The following is a 22,097-nucleotide window of genomic DNA, read 5'->3' on the forward strand; positions in this document are numbered from 1 at the left end:
TTACCTTAACCGAGCTGGTTAGGCAGGCCTAACTCGGTGTCGTCGATGCGCGGTTGCGCCTCCACCGGGGGGAGGCGGCAGGGTGGGCGGCATGGACGGTGTGACGCGCTATTCGATCGGCGACCTGGCCCGGCGGACCGGGTTGCCGGTGAAGACCATCCGCTTCTGGTCCGACCGCGGGATCGTGCCGCCGACCGACCGCGGCCCGACCGGTCACCGCCGCTACGGCGGGGAGGCCCTGGCCCGCCTGGAACTGGTCCGGACGCTGCGTGAGCTGGGCGTGGACCTGCCGACGGTGCGCCGGGTGGTGGAGCGGGAGGTCGGGCTGGCCGAGGTCGCCGCGGCGCACGCCGACGCCCTGGCCACCCAGATCCGGGTGCTGCGGCTGCGCCGCGCGGTGCTCACCGTGGTCGCCCGGCGCGGGTCCACCGCCGCCCAGGCGGAACTCCTGCACCGGCTGGGCGGGCTGGCGGCGGCGGAACGGCGGCGGCTGGTCGACGAGTTCCTCGACGCCGCCTTCGCCGGCCTGACCGAGCCGGGATTCGCGGGGATCCGCCGCTCGCTCACCCCCGAGCTGCCCGACGACCCCACCGGCGAGCAGGTCGAGGCGTGGGTGGAGCTGGCGGAGCTGGCCCTGGACCCGGGCTTCCGGGCCGGGCTGCGGCGGCTGGCGGAGCAGCACGCGGCCGACCGGGCCGGCGCGCCGGGGGTCCGCCGGGACGCGGTGGCCCTGGTCCGGGAGGAGGTCACCCCGGCGCTGGCCGCCGGCGTCGACCCGGACTCGGCCGAAGCCGACCCGGTCGTCGCCGCGGCCGCGAGCCGGTACGCGCGGCTGTGCGGCCAACCGGACGGCGCCGACCTGCGGCGGCGGCTGCTGGACCGGCTGGAGGCGGCCGGCGACCCGCGCCGGGAGCGGTACCTGCGCCTGCTCTCGGTGGTCAACGGCTGGCCGCCGGTGGAGAGCCTGACCCCGGTGCTCGACTGGTCGATCCGGGCGCTGCGGGCCCGGCAGCCCCTACCCTGAGGGCATGCGATTCGACCAGCACACCGTGGTGCTCCTGGTCCGGCCGGACGACGCGCCCGACCTGCCTCAGGACGCGCTCGACCGGCTCCAGGACGCGCACCTGGCCCACCAGGCCGGGCTCGTGGAGCAGGGGGCGGTGCTCGCGGCCGGCCCCTTCCTCGGTGGTGACGACGAGCGGATCCGCGGGATCGCCGTGCTCTCGGTCGACCCGCAGATGGCCCGCGACCTCTACGCCAACGACCCGGCCGTCCGCGCCGGGCGGCTGGAGGCGCAGGTGCTGAGTTGGATGGTGCCGGAGGGCAACGTCCGCTTCGAGCAGGTGCCGGTGCCCCGCTCGATGCTGGAGGCGGCGGCCGGCGACTGACCGCCCGCCGCGGGCGCCCTCACTCGGCGCCCATCACCAGCCCCTCGATGGTGTGCTTCTGGCGGATCGGCACGAGGGTGTCGACCACGGGACAGTGCAGGTGCGCCCGGACCGGTTCCGGCAGGCCGGCCCAGTAGTCCCGGGTGACCGCCATGTCGTGGTGGGCGGCGTTACCCGCGCCCGGCGCGTCGACGCCGAGCACCAGCACGGGCCGGGCCAGCCGGCTGACGTTCGGGGTGCCCCGGTGGATGGTCAGCGCGGAGCGCGCCGAGATGTCGCCGCGCTTCGGGTACTTGCGGACCGCGCGGGCCTCGTAGCGGGGGTACCGGTCCTTCGACGGGAACATCTCGTGGTCGAAGTCGCGGCCGTCGTCCCACTGGGTGCCCGGAGCGATCTCGAACGGCCCCATCTCCTCCACGGTGTCCACCGTGGTCAGGTTGAACGCCAGCGAGGTGAGCCGGCGTCGCAGGCGGGTCTCCTCGGGCATCGGGAAGTCCCGGTGCCACGGCTGCGTCTTCGCGCCGGGGAACGGGATGTCGAACCCCAGCTCGACGATCTCGTAGTCGGGGCCGAGCACCGCGCGGCACACCGACACCACCCACGGGTGGGTGACCAGGTCGACGAAGCCGCGCAGCTGCTCCGGGTGGATCTCGACGTACCAGCGCTCCGGACCTCGGCCGACCGCGCCGCCGGGGCGGGCCCGGGCCTCCCGGAACGCGGCGTGGATGTCCTCGTCGACCCGCGCGACCCAGTCGACTCCGAAGGCGCCGCGGCACGCGGTGATGCCGTCGCGGTAGAGGTCACCGAGGGCCTCGACGGGGGTCTCGTCCTCGATCAGCTGCGATGTCATCGGGCCTCCTCGTCACGGGGACGCCCCGAGTATTACAACGTTGTAGAAGCCCCGCAAGACCGGCCGACGGCGCTCCTGTGAGCGGGCTCAGTCCTCGGCGGCCTGGCGGCTGCCCGGCACCACCGGCATCGGCCACACCCCGGTGCGCGGCGGCCCGACCGGCACCTCCACCTGGTGGTCCGACCAGACGTACGTCTCCGGCAGCAGGTCGGTCACCGGGACCGCGCGCAGCGCGTCCGGCGGGCCGACGATCACCCGGATCGACGGGAAGTAGTCGAGGAGCACCTGCCGGCACCGGCCGCACGGCGGGATGACGCCCCGGCCCCGGTCCCCCACCGCGACGATGGTCTCCAGGTCCCCCGCGCCCTGCGTGGCGGCGGCGCCGATGGCCACCACCTCGGCGCACGGGCCGCCGGTGAAGTGGTAGACGTTCACGCCGCTGAAGACCCGGCCGTCCGTGGTCCGCGCGGCCGCCGCGACGGTGTGGTTGTCGCTGCGGCAGCGCAGCTTGGCGACGGCCATCGCGGCCTGCACCAGCGCCCGGTCGGTGTCCCGCATGATCATCCTGTCCCGTCGTCGACCTCGCCTCGGCGGAAACTCTAGCCCGGCCACCCGCTGCCACCTGGGAGGGCGCGCGGGGGGCCGCGGTCGCCGGTAACCCGGGGGCGTTCCGCCGCACGCCTGCCTATCCTTGGCGACGTCATGCAGAATCCAGCCGCACCCGCCGTACCCGAGACCGCCCGCGACCTGCACCGCCGCCTCCCCGCCCTGATGTTCCGCGACCAGCGCCGGCTCCAGCGGCGGCTCGACGGGGTGCGGAAGCTGCGCGACCCGCAGCGGCGGGAATCGGCGCTGGCCGAGATCGCGGCCGACGTGGCCCGGGCCGAGGCGCGGCTGACCGCCCGGCGGGCCGCCGTGCCGACGATCACCTATCCGGCGCAGCTGCCGGTCAGCGAGCGCAAGGACGACATCGCCGCCGCCATCCGCGACCACCAGGTGGTGATCGTGGCCGGCGAGACGGGCTCCGGCAAGACCACCCAGCTGCCCAAGATCTGCCTGGAGCTGGGCCGCGGCGTCACCGGGCTGATCGGCCACACCCAGCCGCGCCGGCTCGCCGCCCGGACCGTGGCGGACCGGATCGCCGAGGAGCTCGGCACCGAGCTGGGCGACGTGGTCGGCTACAAGGTGCGCTTCACCGACCAGGTCGGCGACAACAGCCTGGTCAAGCTCATGACCGACGGCATCCTGCTGGCCGAGTTGCAGACCGACCGGATGCTGCGCCAGTACGACACGTTGATCATCGACGAGGCGCACGAGCGCAGCCTCAACATCGACTTCATCCTCGGCTACCTCCGCCAGCTGCTGCCCCGCCGCCCCGACCTCAAGGTGGTCATCACCTCGGCGACCATCGAGACCGACCGGTTCGCGAAGCACTTCGCCGACGCCGAGGGCAACCCCGCGCCGGTCGTCGAGGTGTCCGGCCGGACCTACCCGGTGGAGGTGCGCTACCGCCCGCTGGTCGAGGTCGTCGAGGGCGAGGAGGAGGACGACGGGGACGAGGAGAACGTCCGGGACCAGATCCAGGCCATCGGCGACGCGGTCGAGGAACTGGCCGCCGAGGGGCCCGGCGACATCCTGGTCTTCCTCAGCGGCGAGCGGGAGATCCGGGACACCGCCGACGCGCTCGGCAAGCTGGTGCAGAAGAAGCGCTCGCTGCTCGGCACCGAGATCCTCCCCCTCTACGCCCGGCTCTCCACGGCCGAGCAGCACCGGGTCTTCGCCCCGCACGCCGGGCGCCGGGTGGTGCTCGCCACCAACGTCGCGGAGACCTCGCTGACCGTCCCCGGCATCAAGTACGTGGTGGACCCCGGCACGGCCCGGATCTCCCGCTACTCCAGCCGGCTCAAGGTGCAGCGGCTGCCCATCGAGCCGGTCTCCCAGGCCTCGGCCAACCAGCGCAAGGGGCGCTGCGGGCGCACCTCGGACGGCATCTGCATCCGCCTCTACGACGAGTCGGACCTCACCTCCCGGCCCGAGTTCACCGACCCGGAGATCCTGCGCACCAACCTGGCCTCGGTCATCCTCCAGATGACCTCCATCGGGCTGGGCGACATCGCCGCCTTCCCGTTCATCGACCCGCCGGACCGGCGCAACGTCACCGACGGCGTGAACCTGCTGCACGAGCTGGGCGCGCTGGACCCGGCCGAGACCGACCCGGCGAAGCGGCTCACCCCGCTGGGCCGGCGGCTGGCCCAGCTCCCGGTCGACCCGCGGCTGGCCCGGATGGTCCTGGAGGGCGAGCGCAACGGCTGCGCCACCGAGGTCGTCGTGATCGCGGCGGCGCTGTCCATCCAGGACCCGCGCGAGCGGCCCGCCGACAAGCAGGCCCAGGCCGACCAGGCGCACGCCCGGTTCGCCGACAAGGAGTCGGACTTCGTCGCGTACCTGAACCTGTGGCGCTACCTGCGCGAGCAGCAGCGGGCCCTGTCCTCCAGCGCGTTCCGGCGGATGTGCAAGGCGGAATACCTGAACTACCTGCGGGTGCGCGAATGGCAGGACATCGTCAGCCAGCTGCGCCAGGTTCTGCGTACCTCGGACAAGGGTGACGGCCGGCGCGGGGCCGGCGCGGACCTGCCCGAGGAGATCGACACCCCGAAGGTGCACCAGTCGCTGCTGCCCGGCCTGCTCTCCCACCTCGGGCTCAAGGACGCGCAGAAGCACGAGTACCTGGGGGCGCGCGGGGCGAAGTTCGCGATCTTCCCCGGCTCGGCGCTGTTCAAGAAGCCGCCGCGCTGGGTGATGGCCGCCGAGCTGGTCGAGACCTCCCGGCTCTGGGGCCGGGTGGCCGGCCGGGTCGAGCCGGAGTGGGTCGAGCCGCTCGCCCAGCACCTCGTGAAGCGCAGCTACAGCGAGCCGCACTGGGAGAAGAAGCAGGCCGCCGTGATGGCCTACGAGAAGGTCACCCTCTACGGCATCCCGCTGGTCACCTCCCGCAAGGTCAACTTCGGCCGGATCGACCCGGTGCTGAGCCGGGAGCTGTTCCTCCGGCACGCCCTCGTGGAGGGCGACTGGCAGACCCACCACCAGTTCTGGGCGGACAACCAGCGGCTGCTGGCCGAGGTGGAGGAGCTGGAGAACCGGGCCCGCCGCCGGGACATCCTGGTCGACGACGAGACCATCTACCACTTCTACGACCAGCGGATCCCCGCCGACGTGGTGTCCGGCCGGCACTTCGACACCTGGTGGAAGAAGACCCGCCGGGAGCAGCCGGACCTGCTCACCTTCACCCGCGAGCTGCTGGTCAACTCCGGGCGGGGCGGGGTGGACGAGTCCGACTACCCGGACGAGTGGCGGGCCGACGGGGTCGCCCTGCCGCTGACGTACACCTTCGACCCGGGCACCCCCACCGACGGCGTCACCGTGGACATCCCGCTGCCGCTGCTCAACCAGGTGCCGGCGGAGAGCTTCGACTGGCAGGTGCCCGGCCTGCGCGAGGAACTCGTCATCGCGCTGATCCGGTCGCTGCCCAAGGCGATCCGGCGCAACTTCGTCCCGGTGCCCGACTACGCCCGGGCGGCCCTCGCCGCGATCACGCCCGGCGAGGAGCCGCTGCTCGCCGGGCTCACCCGGCAGCTGCGCCGGATGACCGGGGTGACCGTCCCGCCGGACGCCTGGGACCCGGGCAGGCTGCCGCCGCACCTGCGGGTCACCTTCCGGGTGCTCGGCGAGGACGACAAGCCGGTCGCCGAGGGCAAGGACCTGCCGGCCCTGCAACGCGAGCTGCGCCAGGAGGTACGCCAGCTCGTCGCCGCCGCCGCGCCGGACGTGGCCCGCACCGGCCTGACGGAGTGGTCCATCGGCACCCTGCCGCGCACCATCGAGCAGGTCCGCGCGGGCTACGCGGTGACCGCGTACCCGGCCCTGGTCGACGAGGGCACGACGGTCGGGGTGAAGGTGTTCGACTCCCCCGCCGAGCAGGAGGCCGCGCACTGGGCCGGCACCCGGCGGCTGCTCCGCCTGACCGTGCCCTCCCCGGCGAAGTTCCTGCAGGGGCGGCTGAGCAACGAGGCCAAGCTGGCGCTGTCCCGCAACCCGCACGGCGGGGTGCCGGCGCTGATCGAGGACGCGGCCGGCGCGGCCATCGACAAGCTGATGGCCGACGCGGGCGGCCCGGCCTGGGAGGCCGAGGGCTTCGCCGCCCTGCGGGAGCGGGTCCGCGCCGACCTGGTCGACACGGTGGTCGAGGTGATGGGCCGGGTCCGGCAGGTGCTGGCCGCCGCGTACGCGGTGGAGCAGCGACTGGGCGCCACCCGGAACCTGGCCGTCGTGGCCGCGCTGGCCGACATCCGCAACCAGCTCGGCGGCCTCGTGCACAAGGGCTTCATCACCGAGGCCGGGTACGCCCGCCTGCCCGACCTGCTGCGCTACCTGACCGCGATCGAGCGCCGGCTGGACCGGCTGGCCGGCAACCCGCAGCGGGACAAACAGCAGCAGGACCGGATCGCCGTGGTGCAGAAGGAGTACCAGGACCTGCTCGCCGCGCTGCCCCCGTCGAAGCGGCAGTCCGCCGCGGTCCGGCAGATCCGCTGGATGATCGAGGAGCTGCGGGTGAACGTCTTCGCCCAGGCGCTCGGCACCCCGTACCCGGTCTCCGAGCAGCGCATCTACCGCGCCATGGACGACGCCGAGGGCCGCTAGAGCGGCTCCACGCCGGCCGGGAGCTGGTCGGCGGCGGTGGCGTCGTGCACGTACTCCAGGAGGATGCGGCGCAGCTCGCGGCCGGCGTGGGTGGGCACCACGTCGCGGCGTCGGGCCACCGCGATGGTCCGGCGGACGCCGGGCGGGGCGAGCCGGGTGACCCGGATGCCCGGCCGGCGGGCGACCGCGATGCCGGGCACCAGCGCGGCGCCGAGGCCGGCCTCGACGAAGCTGAGCACGGCGTCCAGCTCGCCGCCGTCCACCGACAGGGTCGGCTCGAAGCCGGCCGCCCGGCACGCCTGGAGCGTGGCGTCGCGCAGGTCGTAGCCCTGGCGGAACATCACCAGCGGCTGATCGCGCAGGTCGGTGATGCGCACCTCGCCCCGGTCGGAGGCGGCCGGCAGCGGGTCGACCGAGGCGACCACGAGGCTCTCGCGCAGGATCGGGTCGGCGCGCAGCCCCGGGTCGGTGCCGGCGGACGGCATGATGATCAGCGCCAGGTCGAGGTCGCCGCGGAGCAGGTCGCGGACCAGGTCCTGCGAGCCGCCCTCCTCCACCCGGAGGTCCACCGTGGGGTGGGCGTCGCGGAACCGGCGCAGCACCGGGGGCGCCAGCGAGGTGGCCAGACTCGGGGTGGCGCCGAGCCGGACCCGGCCCCGGCGCAGCCCGACCAGCTCCTGCACCTCCCGGGTGGCGGTGTCGACGTCGGCGAGGATCCGCTTGGCCAACGGGAGCAGCACCTCGCCCGCCGCGGTGAGGGCGATGTTGCCCCTTACCCGCTCGAAGAGCGGGGCCCCCAGGTCGGTCTCCAGGGCGTGAATTTGCTTACTCAGCGAGGGCTGTGTGATGCCCACCAGATCGGCAGCTTGGGTGAAATGTCGTACTTCTGCGACCGCGACGAAGTACCGGAGCTGATGGAGCTGCATCTGTATAGCTTATGGCTATCAAGACTGCGAGGTCGATGCATTGGACGACTGATCAAACTGCTCCTAGCGTCGGTCACGTGGTAATCACGAAAACTCGGTCGCCCATCCGCTCGAACGTCGGCCTCAAGGCCGTCATGGCGGTGACGGGCATCATCCTCGTGCTGTTCCTGATCGCGCACATGCTCGGCAACCTGAAGATCTTCACGGGCGAGACCTCGTTCGACCACTACGCGCACTGGCTCCGCGAGATCGGAACGCCGCTGCTGCCGTCGACCTGGTACCTGTGGATCCAGCGCACCGTGCTCACCGTGGCGGTGGTGGCGCACATCGTCTCGGCCACCGTGCTCGCGATGCGCGCCCGGGCCGCCCGCCCGGTGGCGTACGCGCACCGCAGGAAGATCCACGTGAACTACGCGGCCCGCACGATGCGCTGGGGTGGTGTGATCATCCTGCTCTTCGTGATCTACCACATCCTGGACCTGACGACCGGTCACCTGAACCCGCAGGGCGACCCGGCCAACCCCTACGGCAACGTGGTCCAGGACTTCGCGGCGGACCGCTGGTACGTCACGCTCTTCTACACCCTGGCGATCGTCACGCTCGGCTTCCACCTGCGGCACGGCGCGTTCAGCGCGTTCCGCAGCCTCGGCCAGCAGACCCCGAAGGGCGAGCGCCGGGCGCGCGCCGCGGCCCTCGTCTTCGCCGTCGCCCTCTGCGTCGGCTACCTCGTGGTCCCGTTCGCCGTACTCACCGGATTGGTGGCCTGACATGGATCTCTTCACCACCGGCGACCCGATCGCCGACACCAAGGCACCCGACGGCCCCATCGAGACCCGCTGGGACCGCCACCGGTTCGAGATGAAGCTGGTCAACCCGGCCAACCGGCGGAAGCTGACCGTGATCGTGGTCGGCACCGGCCTGGCCGGCGGCTCCGCCGCGGCGACCCTGGCCGAGCAGGGCTATCACGTGAAGTCCTACTGCTACCAGGACAGCCCGCGCCGGGCCCACTCCATCGCCGCGCAGGGCGGCATCAACGCCGCCAAGAACTACCGCAACGACGGCGACTCGGTGCACCGGCTCTTCTACGACACCGTCAAGGGCGGCGACTTCCGCTCCCGCGAGTCGAACGTGCACCGGCTGGCCGAGGTCTCGGTCAACATCATCGACCAGTGCGTCGCCCAGGGCGTCCCGTTCGCCCGCGAGTACGGCGGCCTGCTCGACACCCGCTCCTTCGGCGGCGCGCAGGTGCAGCGCACCTTCTACGCCCGGGGCCAGACGGGTCAGCAGCTGCTGCTCGGGGCGTACCAGGCCCTCGAACGGCAGATCGGCCTGGGCAACGTGGAGATGAACGCCCGGCACGAGATGCTCGAACTGGTCGTCGTCGACGGCAAGGCCCGCGGCATCGTGGTCCGCGACCTGGTCACCGGCGAGATCAGCACCGAGATGGCCGACGCGGTCGTGCTCGCCTCCGGCGGCTACGGCAACGTCTTCTACCTCTCCACCAACGCCAAGGGCTGCAACGTCACCGCCTCCTGGCGGGCGCACCGCAAGGGCGCGTACTTCGCCAACCCCTGCTACACGCAGATCCACCCGACCTGCATCCCGGTCTCCGGCGACCACCAGTCGAAGCTGACCCTGATGAGCGAGTCGCTGCGCAACGACGGCCGGGTGTGGGTGCCCAAGGCCAAGGGCGACACCCGCAGCCCGAAGGACATCGGAGAGGACGAGCGGGACTACTACCTGGAGCGGATCTACCCCTCCTTCGGCAACCTGGTCCCCCGGGACATCGCCTCCCGCGCCGCCAAGAACGTCTGCGACGAGGGGCGCGGTGTCGGCCCCGGCGGGCTCGGCGTCTACCTCGACTTCGCCGACGCGATCAACCGGCTCGGCCGCAAGGCCATCGAGGCGAAGTACGGCAACCTCTTCGAGATGTACGAGCGGATCACCGGCGAGGACCCGTACGAGGTCCCCATGCGGATCTACCCCGCCGTGCACTACACGATGGGCGGCCTCTGGGTCGACTACGACCTCCAGTCGACCATCCCGGGCCTGTTCGTGATCGGCGAGGCGAACTTCTCCGACCACGGCGCGAACCGGCTCGGCGCCTCGGCGCTCATGCAGGGCCTGGCCGACGGCTACTTCGTGCTGCCGAACACCATCGCGAACTACCTGGCGTCCGGCGGGCTGGAGAAGGTCGACGCCAGCCACCCCGAGGCGGTGGCCGCGCGGACCGAGGTCGAGGAGCGGCTCCAGCGGCTGCTGGCGATCAACGGCGACCGCACGGTGGACTCGTTCCACCGGGAGCTGGGCCAGATCATGTGGGAGCACTGCGGCATGGAGCGCTCCGAGGCCGGGCTGCGCAAGGCGATCGACGAGATCCGCACCCTGCGCGACGAGTTCTGGCAGCGGGTCCGCGTCCCGGGCGACGGCGAGGGGCTCAACCAGTCGCTGGAGAAGGCCGGCCGGGTGGCCGACTTCTTCGAGCTGGCCGAGCTCATGTGCATCGACGCCCTGCACCGCGAGGAGTCCTGCGGCGGCCACTTCCGGGCCGAGCACCAGACCCCCGACGGTGAGGCGCAGCGCGACGACGACCGGTTCTCCTACGTGGCCGCCTGGGAGTACACCGGCACCGGTCAGCCCGTGCTGCACAAGGAAGACCTGACCTTCGAATACGTCCACCCCACGCAGCGGAGCTACAAGTGAACCTGACCCTGCGCATCTGGCGCCAGAAGGGCCCCGAGGACAAGGGTCAGATGGTGACCTACCCGGTGCAGGACGTGTCCCCGGACATGTCCTTCCTGGAGATGCTCGACGTGCTCAACGAGCGGCTGATCCTCGACGGCGAGGAGCCGGTCGCGTTCGACCACGACTGCCGCGAGGGCATCTGCGGCATGTGCAGCCTCATGATCAACGGTGAGGCGCACGGCCCGCAGCGCGGCACCACCGCCTGCCAGCTGCACATGCGGCAGTTCTCCGACGGGGACACGATCGACATCGAGCCGTGGCGGGCCCGGGCCTTCCCGGTCGTCAAGGACCTCGTGGTCAACCGCAACGCCTTCGACCAGATCATCGCCGCCGGCGGGTACGTCACGGCGCCGACCGGCAGCGCCCCGGAGGCGCACTCCACGCCGGTGGCCAAGGCCAACGCGGACGCGGCCTTCGAGTCGGCCGCCTGCATCGGCTGCGGCGCCTGCGTGGCGGCCTGCCCGAACGGCTCCGGCATGCTGTTCACCGCCGCCAAGATCACGCAGCTCTCGCTGCTGCCGCAGGGCCAGCCCGAGCGGTACACCCGGGTGATCGGCATGGTGGACGCGCACGACGAGGCCGGCTTCGGCGGCTGCACCAACATCGGCGAGTGCGCGGCGGCCTGCCCGAAGGGCATCCCGCTGAACACCATCGGCCGGCTCAACCGGGACTACCTCAAGGCGACGGCCAAGCGCGCCGGCACCCCGGGGTCCTGAGCCACCCGCCGTCCGACCCACCCGACCGCCGCGCCCCGCACCCGGGGCGCGGCGGTCGCCCTTTTCCGGGGGTACGCGGGCCGCCCCGCCGCCGGTTCAACCCCTCTCCCGCGGGTAGCAGTCCGATGGACGGCACGGAGGAGGGACATTCAGGCATGAAGGCACTGACCTGGCACGGCAAGCGTGACGTCCGCGTCGAGGACGTACCGGACCCCCGGATCGAGGAGCCGACCGACGCGGTCATCCGCGTCACCTCGACCGCCATCTGCGGCTCCGACCTGCACCTGTACGAGGTGCTCGGGCCGTACCTGAAGCCCGGCGACGTGCTCGGGCACGAGCCGATGGGCGTCGTCGAGGAGGTCGGGCCGGGCGTCACCCGGCTCAAGCCCGGCGACCGCGTGGTCGTCCCGTTCAACATCTCCTGTGGCTCGTGCTGGATGTGCGACCGCCAGCTCTACGCCCAGTGCGAGACCACCCAGGTGACCAGCCAGGGCAAGGGCGCCGCGCTGTTCGGCTACACCTCGCTCTACGGCTCGGTCCCCGGCGGGCAGGCCGAGTACCTGCGGGTGCCGCAGGCCCAGTTCGGCCCGATCAGGATCCCGGAGACCGGGCCCGACGAGCGCTGGCTCTACCTCTCCGACATCCTGCCCACCGCCTGGCAGGCCGTGAAGTACGCCGACACCCCGCGCGGCGGCACCCTGGCCGTGTTCGGCCTCGGCCCCGTCGGGCAGTTCTGCGCCCGCATCGGCCGGCACCTCGGCGCCGACCGGGTGATCGGGCTGGACCTGGTGCCGGAGCGGCTGGAGATGGCCCGCCGGCACGGCATCGAGGTGCTCGACGTCAGCGAACTGGACGACGTGCCCGGGGCGCTGATCGACCTGGTCGACGGGCGCGGCCCGGACGCGGTCATCGACGCCGTGGGCATGGAGGCGCACGGCGCGCCGCTGGGCAAGGTCGCCCAGGCGGCCGCCGGCCTGCTGCCGGACAAGCTGGCCCAGACCATGACCGACAAGGCCGGCGTGGACCGGCTCGTGGTGCTGCACGCCGCGCTCAAGGCGGTCCGCCGCGGCGGCACCGTGTCCGTCTCCGGCGTGTACGGCGGCGAGCAGGACCCCATGCCACTCATGGAGATGTTCGACCGGGGCGTCCAGCTGCGCCTGGGCCAGTGCCACGTGAAGCGCTGGGTCGACGAGATCATGCCGCTGCTCGCCGCCGACGACGACCCGCTCGGCGTCGAGGACCTGCGCACCCACCGGCTGCCCCTGGCGCGGGCGCCGCAGGCGTACGAGATGTTCCAGAAGAAGCAGGACGGCTGCGTCAAGGTCGTGCTCGAACCGTGAGCCGGACGGTGGTGATCACCGGCGCGACCAGCGGGGTCGGCCGAGCGGCGGCCCGGGAGTTCGCCGGCCGCGGGGACCGGCTGGTCCTCGCGTCCCGCTCCCCCGCCACCCTGGCGCAGGTACGCGACGAGTGCCGGGCGGCCGGCGTCGACGTCCTGGTCGTACCGGTGGACATCACCGCGCCCGGCGCGGTGGCCGCGCTCGCCGACCGGGCCGAGGCGGAGTTCGGCCGGATCGACGTCTGGGTGCACACCGCCGCTGTGATGGCCTACGGCCGCTTCGACGAGACCCCCGCCGAGGTCTTCGACCAGGTGATCCGCACCGACCTGCTGGCCGCGGCCGAGGTGGCCCGGGTGGCGCTGCGCCGCTTCAGGGACGCCTCGGCCGGCACCCTGGTCCTCACCGGCTCGGTCCTCGGGCACATCACCGCGCCGTACATGAGCGGTTACGTGGCGGCCAAGTGGGGCCTGCAGGGGCTCACCCGGGCGTTGCAGCAGGAGGCCCGGGAGACCCCCGGCGTGCGGATCTGCCTGGTCAACCCGGGCAGTGTCGACACGCCGGTCTACCGGCAGGCGGCCAACTACCTGGGCCGTATCGGGCGCCCGCCGCCGCCGATCACCACCCCCGAGCGGGTGGCCCGGGCCATGGTCGACTGCGTCGACCGGCCCCGCCGGGAGGTCTCGGTGGGGCGGCTCAACGTCGTCATGCGGTTCGGCTTCACCGTGCTCCCCGGCGTGTACGACGTGCTGGTGGGGCCGCTCATGCGGCTCGCCGGGCTGAGCGACCAGCCGGTCGCGCCGCACCCGGGCATCGTCTTCGCGCCCAACCCGGCCGGCGAGGCGGTCCGGGGCGGCTGGCTGCCCGACGTGTCGCGGGCGGTCCGGTCGGTGGGCGGGGTGACCGCGGCGGCCGGCTCGGCGCTGCTGCGCCGGCTGCGCTGAGCGGGGCGCCGGCCGGGTGCGTCGTCGCCCGCGCGGGGTGGCGGGCGGATGGCTACCGTGTACTGCGGGACACGGCGGAGGGACGGGACATGCGGGAAGCGGACCGGGAACTGGACCGGGCGGTCGGCGGGCGCCTGTGGCGGATGGCCGGGCTGGCCGCGGTGGCCGGGCTGGCCTGGGCGGCGCGGGACGTGCCCGCCCAACTCGGCGGCCGGCTCGCCGGCGCCCGCGCGGAACGGGCGGCCCGCTCGCCGCGCTTCCGGGACGGCACCTTCCACAACCCGTCGGGCACCCGCAGCACCATGGTCGCCGACCCGGGTCGCAACCTGGTCAAGGAGCTGATCTTCGGCAAGCAGAAGCGGCGACCGGGCAGCGCCGTGCCGGTGCTGCGCCCGGCCGACCCGGCACCGGCCGACCCGGCCCGCGAGCTGAACATCGTCTGGTACGGCCACGCCTCCACGCTGGTCGAGATCGAGGGGCACCGGGTGCTGCTCGACCCGGTCTGGAGCGACCGCTGCTCCCCGTCGGCGCTGGTCGGCCCGCGCCGCATCCACGAGCCGCCGGTCCGCCTCGAGGAGCTGCCCCGGCTCGACGCCATCCTCATCTCGCACGACCACTACGACCACCTCGACCTGGCGACCGTCCGCGGGCTGCTCGCCCACCAGTCCGCGCCGTTCCTGGTGCCGCTCGGCGTCGGCGCCCACCTGGACCGGTGGGGCGTGCCGGAGGACCGGATCGTCGAGCTGGACTGGTCGGAGAGCCACCGCGTCGGCGGGCTGACCCTCACCGCCACCGCCGCCCAGCACTTCTCCGGGCGGGGCCTGCGCCGCGACGGCACGCTCTGGAGCTCCTGGGTGGTGGCCGGCGCGCAGCGGAAGGTCTTCTACACCGGCGACTCCGGCTACTTCGACGGCTACGCCGAGATCGGCGCCGAGCACGGCCCGTTCGACGTGACGCTCATGCAGATCGGCGCGTACGACCGCGCCTGGCCGAGCATCCACATGTTCCCCGAGGAGGCCGTCGCCGCCCACCTCGACCTGCGTGGCGGGCTGTTCGTCCCGGTGCACTGGGCCACCTTCAACCTGGCCCTGCACGACTGGTCCGAGCCGGTGGACCGGCTCTGGGCCGAGGCGAAGGCCCGGGACGTCCGGCTGGCCGTGCCGCGTCCCGGCGAGCGGGTGGTGGTGGACGAGCCGCCGGCGGTGGACGGCTGGTGGCAGGCGGTCGCCTGAGCCACACCGAAAAATCGGATAACGCCTTCTTGTGTGGGATATGTGACTACTCTGTCCGCTGACGAATCAGCCGTCGGAGGACAAAGATGCAGATCCGCCTCTCCCCAGGCGTCGAAGAGTCCGCGACATTCTCCCGCCCCCGCCCGCCCGGCGGCGCCTTCGGCGCGGCCTTGAAGCGGGCGGTCGACCTCACCGTGGCGCTGGTCGCGCTGCTGGTGGCGGCGCCGGTGCTGGCCGCAGTGGCGATCGCGGTGCTGCTCACCATGGGCCGCCCCGTGCTGTTCCGGCAGGCGCGGATCGGGCGGAACGGCCGGGAGTTCACCATCCTCAAGTTCCGGTCGATGGCAGCCGGCGCCGACCGGTTCTCCACCGCCGACGACGCCATGCGGCTGACCCCGCTCGGACGCTGGCTGCGAGACACCAGCCTGGACGAGCTGCCGAGCCTCTGGAACATCGTCCGGGGCGACATGAGCCTGGTCGGCCCCCGTCCGCTGCCCACCAGCTACCGCTTCCGCTACACCCCCGAGCAGTTCCGCCGGCACGAGGTCCGACCCGGACTCACCGGGCTCGCCCAGGTCAACGGGCGCAACGAACTCGGTTGGGACGAGAAGTTCGCCTACGACGTCCGGTACGTCGACCACCACGGCCTCCTGCTCGACCTGCGCATTCTGGTCCGCACCGCGAGGGCCGTCCTGCGCCGGCAGGGGATCAGCGCGCCCGGCAGCGTCACCGCACACGAGTTCCGCGGCCTCACCGCGGAGCAGCCGATTCCGGCGACCGCCGGGAGTGGGGCCCGGTGAGGCTCGATCTCGTCGTCGTCGGCTGCGGCGGCCACGGCCGGGAGATCGCCCAGCTGGTGGCGGCGGTCAACGACAGCGCCGCCCGGCCGCCCTGGCGGCTCGTGGGCTTCGTCGACGACAACCCGTCGGAGCGCAACTGCAAGCTGGCCGAGGCGGGCGGCACGCCGTACCTCGGGACCCTGGCCGCGCTCGGCCAGCTGTCCCCGCAGGCCCACGTGGTGCTCGGTCTGGGCGACCCCCGGGTCCGCCGGGTGGTCGGCGCGCGGGTCGACGCGCTCGGCAGGCCCCCCGCCAGCCTGGTCCACCCGGACGCCACCGTCGGCGCCGACCTGGTCGCCGCCGAGGGTCTCGTGGTGTTCGCCGGCGGCCGGATCACCACCAACGTCGTCGCCGGCCGGCACCTGCACGTGAACCAGAACGCCACCCTGGCGCACGACTGCGTCGTCGGGGACTACGTCTCGCTGCACCCGCTCGCGGCCGTTTCCGGCGACTGCCGCCTGGACAGCGCCGCGTTGATCGGCGCGGGCGCCGTGGTCCTGCCCGGGCTGCGCGTCGGCGCCGGCGCGACGGTCGGCGCGGGCGCCTGCGTGGTGCGGGACGTGCCACCCGCCACCGTGGTCAAGGGCGTACCGGCCCGCTGACTCAGAGCACGAAGGCGTCCGTCCAGAGGGCGCCGGAGCGACCGGAGAGCGCGTCCAGCATCGCCACCGCCTGCCCGTCGGTGAGCTGCGCGACGAAGTCGACGATCGCCCGCCCCCGGGCCCGCCCGATCCGGTCCGGCGTACGCGGGTGCAGCTCCGCCTCGGCCAGCTCGACCAGGTCGTGCAGCCGGCGGGGCAGCCGGGACTCCTCCTCCGGGTCGAGCAGCCACTCCCACAGCGCCTCCACCAGCGTGCCGAGCAGCCGTGCCTGACCCCGTTGGTGCAGGGCCAGGTCCGGGCGGGCCAAGACGAACCGGTGGTGCACGAACTTGAGCACCTGCACCTCGTGCCACTGCGGCTTGGCCAGCAGCACGTACCCGGAGCGGACGTCCGGCTCCGGGGTCACCGTGATGGCGTCGACGAACCGGGTGGACCAGCGGGCGGAGAACCGGGCCACGTACTGCTCGGCCTCGATCGAGCCGTCGAAGGGCAGCGCCAGCAGCCCCTCCACCAGCTCCTCCCGGACGTGCTCCACGGCGGCGGCGAACGCCTCGTCGTCGGCGATCCAGGCGTCCTTGCGGTGCAACTGGCGGCGCAGCCGCTCGATGGCCGCACCCGGGCGCCGGCCCGCCGCGGCCAGCGCCGAGGAGGTGATCGCCCGGAAGTGCCCGCACTCGCGCTGCCAGGCCGACAGCTCGGCGGCCACCGCGCCCTGCTGGAGCACCCCGACCCGGTAGAAGTCCTCCACGTCGTGGATGGCGTACGCGATGTCGTCGGCGGTGTCCATGATCGACGCCTCGGGCGTCTGCTGCCAGTCCGGGATCCGCCCGGCGAACGGCTCCCGGGCCTGCCGCAGGTCGTCCAGCTCGGTCCGGTACGCGCCGAACTTCGCCGACCCGCTCTCCGGGTCGTCGGGCGGGCCGGCCGCGCCGCGCGGGGCCGGGTCCAGGTGCCGCGGGTGCGGGTCCGGGTGGTCCAGCCGGGTCCACGGGTACTTCAGCATCGCCGCCCGGACCGCCGCGGTCAGGTCCAGGCCGGTGGTCGCCGCACCGCGGATCTCGGTGCTGGTGACGATCCGGTACGACTGGGCGTTGCCCTCGAAGCCGTCGGCCAGCCCCAGCCGCTGCCGGGCCAGCCGGTCCAGCACCCGCTCCCCCAGGTGCCCGAACGGCGGGTGCCCGAGGTCGTGGGCGAGCGCGGCGGCCTCCACCACGTCCGGGTCGCAGCCGCCCAGCTTCTCCAGCAGGTCACGGTGCGCCGGGTCGGCGGTCAGCCGCTCGGCGACCGCCCGGGCCACCTGCGCCACCTTGAGGCTGTGGGTGAGCCGGTTGTGCACGAGCAGCCCCGACCCGCCCGGGCTGATCACCTGGGTCACCCCGTTCAGCCGGGCGAAGAAGGGTGACCCCACGATGCGGTCCCGGTCGGCCCGGAACGGGCTGGCCGCCAGGTCGCCGAGCGCCCGGGCGCTGCCGCCGAAGAGCCGCCGGGCCCGCGGATCCGCAGGTTGTTCCATGATCGCCACGCTAGCGCAGGGCACCGCGGGTCGCGATGCGCCGGATACCCTCTGGGGCCCTTGCGACGAATGGGGTCCGGCGGGTGCCGCGCGGCCGGCGGCGACGCGACCGGCACAATGACTGCCGAACCCACCCGAGAAGGCGGATCAGATCGTGACCCAGTCTGTGCACCAGCGGATCGCCGAGGAACTCGGCGTCGCCGAACGTCAGGTGCGGGCGGCCGTGGAGCTGCTCGACGGCGGCGCCACCGTGCCGTTCATCGCCCGCTACCGCAAGGAGGCCACCGGCCTGCTCGACGACGCGCAACTGCGCACCCTGGAGGAGCGGCTGCGCTACCTGCGGGAGCTGGACGAGCGGCGCGCCGCGGTGCTGGAGTCCATCCGCGGGCAGGGCAAGCTCGACGAGGCCCTGGAAGCGCAGATCATGGCGGCCGACTCGAAGTCCCGGCTGGAGGACATCTACCTGCCCTACAAGCCGAAGCGCCGGACCCGCGCGCAGATCGCCCGCGAGGCCGGGCTGGAGCCCCTCGCCGACACGCTCCTGGCCGACCCGACGCGGGACCCCCGCGCCACAGCCGCCGACTTCGTCGACGCCGACCGGGGGGTGGCCGACGCCGCCGCCGCGCTCGACGGCGCCCGGGCCATCCTCATCGAGCGGTTCGCCGAGGACGCCGACCTCATCGGCACGCTGCGCGAGCAGATGTGGTCGCGGGGCCGGCTGGTCTCCCGGGTACGCGAGGGCCAGGAGACGGCCGGCGCCAAGTTCGCCGACTACTTCGACTTCGCCGAGCCGTACACCAGGCTGCCCTCGCACCGGATCCTCGCCATGTTCCGCGGCGAGAAGGAGGGCGTGCTCGACCTGACCATGGACCCGGAGGCCGACGGCGACTCCGACGCCGTGGTCACCGGCCCCACCCGCTACGAGGCGGCCATCGCCGGCCGGTTCGGGGTCAACGACCAGGGACGGCCCGCCGACCGGTGGCTCACCGACACGGTGCGCTGGGCCTGGCGTACCCGGATCCTCATCCACCTCGGCGCCGACCTGCGGCTGCGGCTCTGGCAGGCGGCCGAGGAGGAGGCCGTCCGGGTCTTCGCCACCAACCTGCGCGACCTGCTGCTGGCCGCGCCGGCCGGCGCCCGCCCCACCATGGGCCTCGACCCGGGCCTGCGCACCGGCGTGAAGGTGGCGGTGGTCGACGCCACCGGCAAGGTGGTCGCCACGGACACCATCTACCCGCACGAGCCGCGCCGGCAGTGGGACGCCTCCGTGCACACGCTGGCGACCCTGGCCGCCGCGCACGGCGTCGAGCTGGTCGCCATCGGCAACGGCACGGCCAGCCGGGAGACGGACAAGCTCGCCGGCGACCTGATCAAGCGGCACCCCGAGCTGAAGCTCACCAAGGTGGTGGTCTCCGAGGCGGGCGCGTCGGTCTACTCCGCCTCCGCGTACGCCTCCCAGGAGCTGCCCGGGCTGGACGTCTCGCTGCGCGGCGCGGTCTCCATCGCCCGCCGCCTCCAGGACCCCCTCGCCGAGCTCGTGAAGATCGACCCGCGTTCGATCGGCGTCGGGCAGTACCAGCACGACCTGTCGGAGGTGAAGCTGTCCCGCTCCCTCGACGCGGTCGTCGAGGACTGCGTCAACGCGGTCGGCGTCGACGTGAACACCGCCTCCGCCCCGCTGCTCACCCGGGTCTCCGGCATCGGCGCCGGGCTGGCCGAGAACATCGTGCTGCACCGGGACGCCAACGGGCCGTTCCGCACCCGCGGCGAGCTGCGGAAGGTGCCCCGGCTCGGGCCGAAGGCGTTCGAGCAGTGCGCCGGCTTCCTGCGCATCCCCGGCGGCGACGACCCGCTCGACTCCTCCAGCGTGCACCCCGAGGCGTACCCGGTGGTGCGCCGGATCCTCGCCCACACCGGCCAGGACCTGCGCGCGCTGATCGGGAAGTCGACCATCCTGCGCGGGCTCCGGGCGACCGAGTTCGTCGACGACACCTTCGGCCTGCCCACCGTCACCGACATCCTCGCCGAGCTGGAGAAGCCCGGCCGCGACCCGCGGCCGGAGTTCCGCACCGCCACCTTCGCCGAAGGGGTGGAGAAGATCAGCGACCTCACCCCGGGCATGGTGCTGGAGGGCGTGGTCACCAACGTGGCCGCGTTCGGCGCGTTCGTCGACGTCGGGGTGCACCAGGACGGCCTGGTACACGTCTCGGCCCTGTCGCACACCTTCGTCAAGGACCCGCGCGACGTGGTGAAGTCCGGCGACGTGGTCCGGGTCCGGGTGCTCGACGTCGACGTGCCCCGCAAGCGGATCTCGCTGACCCTGCGGCTGGAGGACGAGGCACCGGCCGGACGCCCGCAGGGCGGCGACGGACGCCGCGACCGCGGCGGCCAGGGCGGCGGGCCGCGCGGCGGCCGTGACGATCGGGGCGGCCAGCGCGGCGACGGTCAGGGGGCTCGTGGCCAGGGCGGCGGTCCTCGCGGTGACCGGGGCGCCGGTGGCCAGGGCGGCGGCCCTCGCGGTGGCCAGGGTGCCGGTGGCCAGGGCGGTGGCCCTCGGGGTGACCGGGGCGGTTCGCGTGGCGGGCCGCAGCAGCGGCCGGGGCGCGGCGGAGGGGCTCCGGCACCGGAGAACAGCGCCATGGCGGACGCGCTCCGCCGCGCCGGCCTGGCCTGAGGTTGCGCGCGCTGTCGAGCTGGCGTCACGAACGACCCGGCTCGGCGGCGCACCCGCCTCGGGGCTGATCCGGGCGAGCGGTTGGCGCTTTTCAATCTTGGACAGTTGCCGTTCGCGGCGAACGGCAACTGTCCAGGATCCCTCGGACCATCGACATGGCGGGGCGAGGCGCGGCGCGTACCCTCGCGGGCGTGGGTGGGGACGACGGCCTGGAGTGGCGGGAGCGGCAGCGCCGCGCGGTGCGGGCACACGCGGCGGCCGACGCCCGGCAGCGCGCCGCCGAGCAGGGGCAGGCCGCGGAGTTGGTGGCCCGGTTCGCCGCCGAGGCGCTGCGGCGCGGGCTGCGCACCGAGCGGCTGACGGCGGCCGGCTACGACGGGCGGGGCCGCTACCGGACCCGGATCACCGGCTGGTACGTGGATCGGGCGCGCAGCCGAGCGGTGGACACCGAGGGCCGCTTCTACCTGCTCACCGTGCCGCCCAGCCTGCGGTCGCGCCTGTTCGGGGCGGACCCCGAGCCCGCCCCGGCGCCGCTGGTGGTCGGGCGGGGCGGCCGGGACGGCGAGTCGGTGCCCCTGGCGACGCTGCTCAACCTGCGTCTCGAGGCGGGCGACGACTGGCGCTGACCGAGCCCAGCCGATCGGCCCGCTGCCGCGGCACGCCCCGTGCCGACCGCCGCTGCACCCGCCGCCACCAGCAGAGTTGCACGACCAGGGTGAGCAGGCCGGCCAGCACGATGGCGGCCAAGTTGATGACGAGTTGGAGGGCTGAGCCGGCCGCCTCGTGCCAGACCCCGTAGGCCGCCGCGACCGCCACGTTCGCCGCCGCCGGCACGGTGGTCACCGAGATCAGCACGCCGACCAGGGAGCCGGACTTCTTCGAGGTCAGCGAGAGCATGCCGGCGACCCCGGCGAGTAGGCCGACCACCCAGGAGAGCGCGTCCGGGCGCCAGATGAAGTCGGTGAGCGGCCGGTCGGCCAGCAGCATGTCCCGACCGACCAGCCCGGTGGCGGTGAGTGCCCAGGTGCTCAGCACGGTGACCAGCATGGCGGCGAGGAAGCCGACCACCAGCGCCTGCACCGACCGGCCGATGATGCGCGGCTGCCGGCGCAGCAGCGCCACGCAGAGCGCGGCGAGCGGGCCGAACTCCGGGCCGACGACCATGGCGCCGACGATCAGGATGGGCTGGTCGAGCAGCACGCCGATGCCGGCGATCATGGTGGCGACGATGATCAGCGCGAGGAAGGTGCCGGTGAGCACCGTCTGCTCACCGGTCTTCGCGGCGATCTCGTCCCAGACCACGGCGTCCTCGCCGTGCCCGGGGGCGTCCTCGGCGGCCTTGTCCGCCGCCGCGGACAGGGTCAGCTCGACGTCGTCCGCGGCGATCGCCCCGTGCGCCTCGACGCCCAGTTCCTGGAGCCCGCGCAGGACGCCGTCGGCGCTCTCCCGCACCACGTCGCAGGTCACGTAGTCGCCGGCCGGCTGGCGGGCTGCCCCGGGGAGCACCACGAGGTGGGTGACGCCGGGATCGGCCGCCAGCAGGTCGACGACCGCGCTCGACTGGCCCGGCGGCGCGATCACCCTCAGGTGCAGCACCGGCCACCTCCCCCTGCCGTTGCGGCGGCCCAGCACC

The 22,097-nt window shown here is 73.6% G+C and carries 18 protein-coding genes; 13 read left to right on the forward strand and 5 right to left on the reverse strand.

What is annotated here, in order from left to right:
- Nucleotides 1–91 precede the first annotated feature (91 nt).
- Together RMN56_RS01355 and RMN56_RS01360 are read left to right on the forward strand one after the other, a co-directional pair.
- On the forward strand, nucleotides 92–1,024 hold the full coding sequence (locus RMN56_RS01355) for a MerR family transcriptional regulator (RefSeq protein ID WP_313721987.1): 933 nt from the start codon (nucleotides 92–94) through the stop codon (nucleotides 1,022–1,024).
- Nucleotides 1,025–1,028: 4 nt separating this feature from the next.
- Complete coding sequence (locus tag RMN56_RS01360; protein WP_262283686.1) at nucleotides 1,029–1,388, forward strand: YciI family protein; 360 nt, start codon at nucleotides 1,029–1,031, stop codon at nucleotides 1,386–1,388.
- A gap of 19 nt (nucleotides 1,389–1,407) precedes the next feature.
- Here RMN56_RS01360 and RMN56_RS01365 read toward each other — a convergent pair whose 3' ends face one another.
- Together RMN56_RS01365 and RMN56_RS01370 are read right to left on the reverse strand one after the other, a co-directional pair.
- Nucleotides 1,408–2,238 (reverse strand): phytanoyl-CoA dioxygenase family protein, encoded by an 831-nt coding sequence (locus tag RMN56_RS01365; RefSeq protein WP_313721989.1) that lies wholly within the window; start codon nucleotides 2,236–2,238, stop codon nucleotides 1,408–1,410.
- Nucleotides 2,239–2,325: 87 nt separating this feature from the next.
- The gene (locus RMN56_RS01370; protein ID WP_244167727.1) at nucleotides 2,326–2,796 is read right to left on the reverse strand and encodes a cytidine deaminase family protein; all 471 of its coding nucleotides are present in this window, start codon (nucleotides 2,794–2,796) and stop codon (nucleotides 2,326–2,328) included.
- 144 nt (nucleotides 2,797–2,940) lie between these two features.
- On the opposite strand from RMN56_RS01370, the gene hrpA reads away from it, so the two are divergent.
- Entirely contained in the window at nucleotides 2,941–6,936 is a 3,996-nt protein-coding gene (hrpA, locus tag RMN56_RS01375) for an ATP-dependent RNA helicase HrpA (protein ID WP_313721992.1), read from the forward strand.
- On the opposite strand, the gene RMN56_RS01380 is transcribed toward hrpA, so the two are convergent.
- Nucleotides 6,933–7,868, reverse strand: a complete 936-nt coding sequence (locus tag RMN56_RS01380; RefSeq protein ID WP_313724623.1) for a LysR family transcriptional regulator — start codon at nucleotides 7,866–7,868, stop codon at nucleotides 6,933–6,935. The two genes, hrpA and RMN56_RS01380, sit on opposite strands and share 4 nt — an antisense overlap.
- Before the next feature lie 29 nt (nucleotides 7,869–7,897).
- Here RMN56_RS01380 and RMN56_RS01385 point away from each other — a divergent pair, with 29 nt between their 5' ends.
- From RMN56_RS01385 to RMN56_RS01420, 8 genes are all read left to right on the forward strand, one after another.
- On the forward strand, nucleotides 7,898–8,629 hold the full coding sequence (locus tag RMN56_RS01385; RefSeq protein ID WP_313721994.1) for a succinate dehydrogenase cytochrome b subunit: 732 nt from the start codon (nucleotides 7,898–7,900) through the stop codon (nucleotides 8,627–8,629).
- A gap of 1 nt (nucleotide 8,630) precedes the next feature.
- Nucleotides 8,631–10,565, forward strand: a complete 1,935-nt coding sequence (locus RMN56_RS01390) for a fumarate reductase/succinate dehydrogenase flavoprotein subunit (RefSeq protein ID WP_313721996.1) — start codon at nucleotides 8,631–8,633, stop codon at nucleotides 10,563–10,565.
- The gene (locus RMN56_RS01395; protein ID WP_091263420.1) at nucleotides 10,562–11,323 is read left to right on the forward strand and encodes a succinate dehydrogenase/fumarate reductase iron-sulfur subunit; all 762 of its coding nucleotides are present in this window, start codon (nucleotides 10,562–10,564) and stop codon (nucleotides 11,321–11,323) included. Before RMN56_RS01390 ends, RMN56_RS01395 begins: the two co-directional genes overlap by 4 nt.
- Nucleotides 11,324–11,478: 155 nt before the next feature.
- On the forward strand, nucleotides 11,479–12,663 hold the full coding sequence (locus RMN56_RS01400) for a zinc-dependent alcohol dehydrogenase (protein WP_313721997.1): 1,185 nt from the start codon (nucleotides 11,479–11,481) through the stop codon (nucleotides 12,661–12,663).
- Nucleotides 12,660–13,604, forward strand: a complete 945-nt coding sequence (locus tag RMN56_RS01405) for an SDR family NAD(P)-dependent oxidoreductase (protein WP_313721998.1) — start codon at nucleotides 12,660–12,662, stop codon at nucleotides 13,602–13,604. Before RMN56_RS01400 ends, RMN56_RS01405 begins: the two co-directional genes overlap by 4 nt.
- A gap of 89 nt (nucleotides 13,605–13,693) precedes the next feature.
- The gene (locus RMN56_RS01410) at nucleotides 13,694–14,836 is read left to right on the forward strand and encodes an MBL fold metallo-hydrolase (RefSeq protein ID WP_313721999.1); all 1,143 of its coding nucleotides are present in this window, start codon (nucleotides 13,694–13,696) and stop codon (nucleotides 14,834–14,836) included.
- A gap of 86 nt (nucleotides 14,837–14,922) precedes the next feature.
- Nucleotides 14,923–15,636 (forward strand): sugar transferase, encoded by a 714-nt coding sequence (locus RMN56_RS01415; protein ID WP_313722000.1) that lies wholly within the window; start codon nucleotides 14,923–14,925, stop codon nucleotides 15,634–15,636.
- Nucleotides 15,633–16,277, forward strand: coding sequence for a NeuD/PglB/VioB family sugar acetyltransferase (locus RMN56_RS01420; protein WP_313722001.1), 645 nt, complete (start codon nucleotides 15,633–15,635; stop codon nucleotides 16,275–16,277). The genes RMN56_RS01415 and RMN56_RS01420 overlap by 4 nt, the downstream gene beginning before the upstream one ends.
- A 1-nt stretch (nucleotide 16,278) precedes the next feature.
- Here RMN56_RS01420 and RMN56_RS01425 read toward each other — a convergent pair whose 3' ends face one another.
- A complete protein-coding gene (locus tag RMN56_RS01425; RefSeq protein WP_313722002.1) occupies nucleotides 16,279–17,790 on the reverse strand; it encodes a deoxyguanosinetriphosphate triphosphohydrolase family protein in 1,512 nt (503 codons plus the stop codon).
- 154 nt (nucleotides 17,791–17,944) lie between these two features.
- On the opposite strand from RMN56_RS01425, the gene RMN56_RS01430 reads away from it, so the two are divergent.
- Entirely contained in the window at nucleotides 17,945–20,464 is a 2,520-nt protein-coding gene (locus tag RMN56_RS01430; RefSeq protein WP_313722004.1) for a Tex family protein, read from the forward strand.
- A 155-nt stretch (nucleotides 20,465–20,619) separates the two neighbouring features.
- Complete coding sequence (locus tag RMN56_RS01435) at nucleotides 20,620–21,090, forward strand: hypothetical protein (RefSeq protein ID WP_376787260.1); 471 nt, start codon at nucleotides 20,620–20,622, stop codon at nucleotides 21,088–21,090.
- Here RMN56_RS01435 and RMN56_RS01440 read toward each other — a convergent pair.
- Complete coding sequence (locus RMN56_RS01440) at nucleotides 21,053–22,060, reverse strand: DUF389 domain-containing protein (protein ID WP_313722006.1); 1,008 nt, start codon at nucleotides 22,058–22,060, stop codon at nucleotides 21,053–21,055. The genes RMN56_RS01435 and RMN56_RS01440 overlap by 38 nt on opposite strands.
- Nucleotides 22,061–22,097 lie beyond the last annotated feature (37 nt).

The sequence above is a fragment of the Micromonospora halotolerans genome, assembly GCF_032108445.1.
GTDB lineage: Bacteria > Actinomycetota > Actinomycetes > Mycobacteriales > Micromonosporaceae > Micromonospora > Micromonospora halotolerans.

Excerpts from the sequence above, each read along its gene's own strand:
- RMN56_RS01435 (WP_376787260.1), top strand. The coding sequence starts at position 20,620 with ATGGCGGGGCGAGGCGCGGCGCGTACCCTCGCGGGCGTGGGTGGGGAC.
- RMN56_RS01410 (WP_313721999.1), top strand. The coding sequence starts at position 13,694 with ATGCGGGAAGCGGACCGGGAACTGGACCGGGCGGTCGGCGGGCGCCTG.
- RMN56_RS01360 (WP_262283686.1), top strand. The coding sequence starts at position 1,029 with ATGCGATTCGACCAGCACACCGTGGTGCTCCTGGTCCGGCCGGACGAC.
- RMN56_RS01385 (WP_313721994.1), top strand. The coding sequence starts at position 7,898 with ATGCATTGGACGACTGATCAAACTGCTCCTAGCGTCGGTCACGTGGTA.
- RMN56_RS01365 (WP_313721989.1), bottom strand. The coding sequence starts at position 2,238 with ATGACATCGCAGCTGATCGAGGACGAGACCCCCGTCGAGGCCCTCGGT.
- RMN56_RS01370 (WP_244167727.1), bottom strand. The coding sequence starts at position 2,796 with ATGCGGGACACCGACCGGGCGCTGGTGCAGGCCGCGATGGCCGTCGCC.
- RMN56_RS01355 (WP_313721987.1), top strand. The coding sequence starts at position 92 with ATGGACGGTGTGACGCGCTATTCGATCGGCGACCTGGCCCGGCGGACC.
- hrpA (WP_313721992.1), top strand. The coding sequence starts at position 2,941 with ATGCAGAATCCAGCCGCACCCGCCGTACCCGAGACCGCCCGCGACCTG.
- RMN56_RS01390 (WP_313721996.1), top strand. The coding sequence starts at position 8,631 with ATGGATCTCTTCACCACCGGCGACCCGATCGCCGACACCAAGGCACCC.
- RMN56_RS01425 (WP_313722002.1), bottom strand. The coding sequence starts at position 17,790 with ATGGAACAACCTGCGGATCCGCGGGCCCGGCGGCTCTTCGGCGGCAGC.
- RMN56_RS01400 (WP_313721997.1), top strand. The coding sequence starts at position 11,479 with ATGAAGGCACTGACCTGGCACGGCAAGCGTGACGTCCGCGTCGAGGAC.
- RMN56_RS01415 (WP_313722000.1), top strand. The coding sequence starts at position 14,923 with ATGCAGATCCGCCTCTCCCCAGGCGTCGAAGAGTCCGCGACATTCTCC.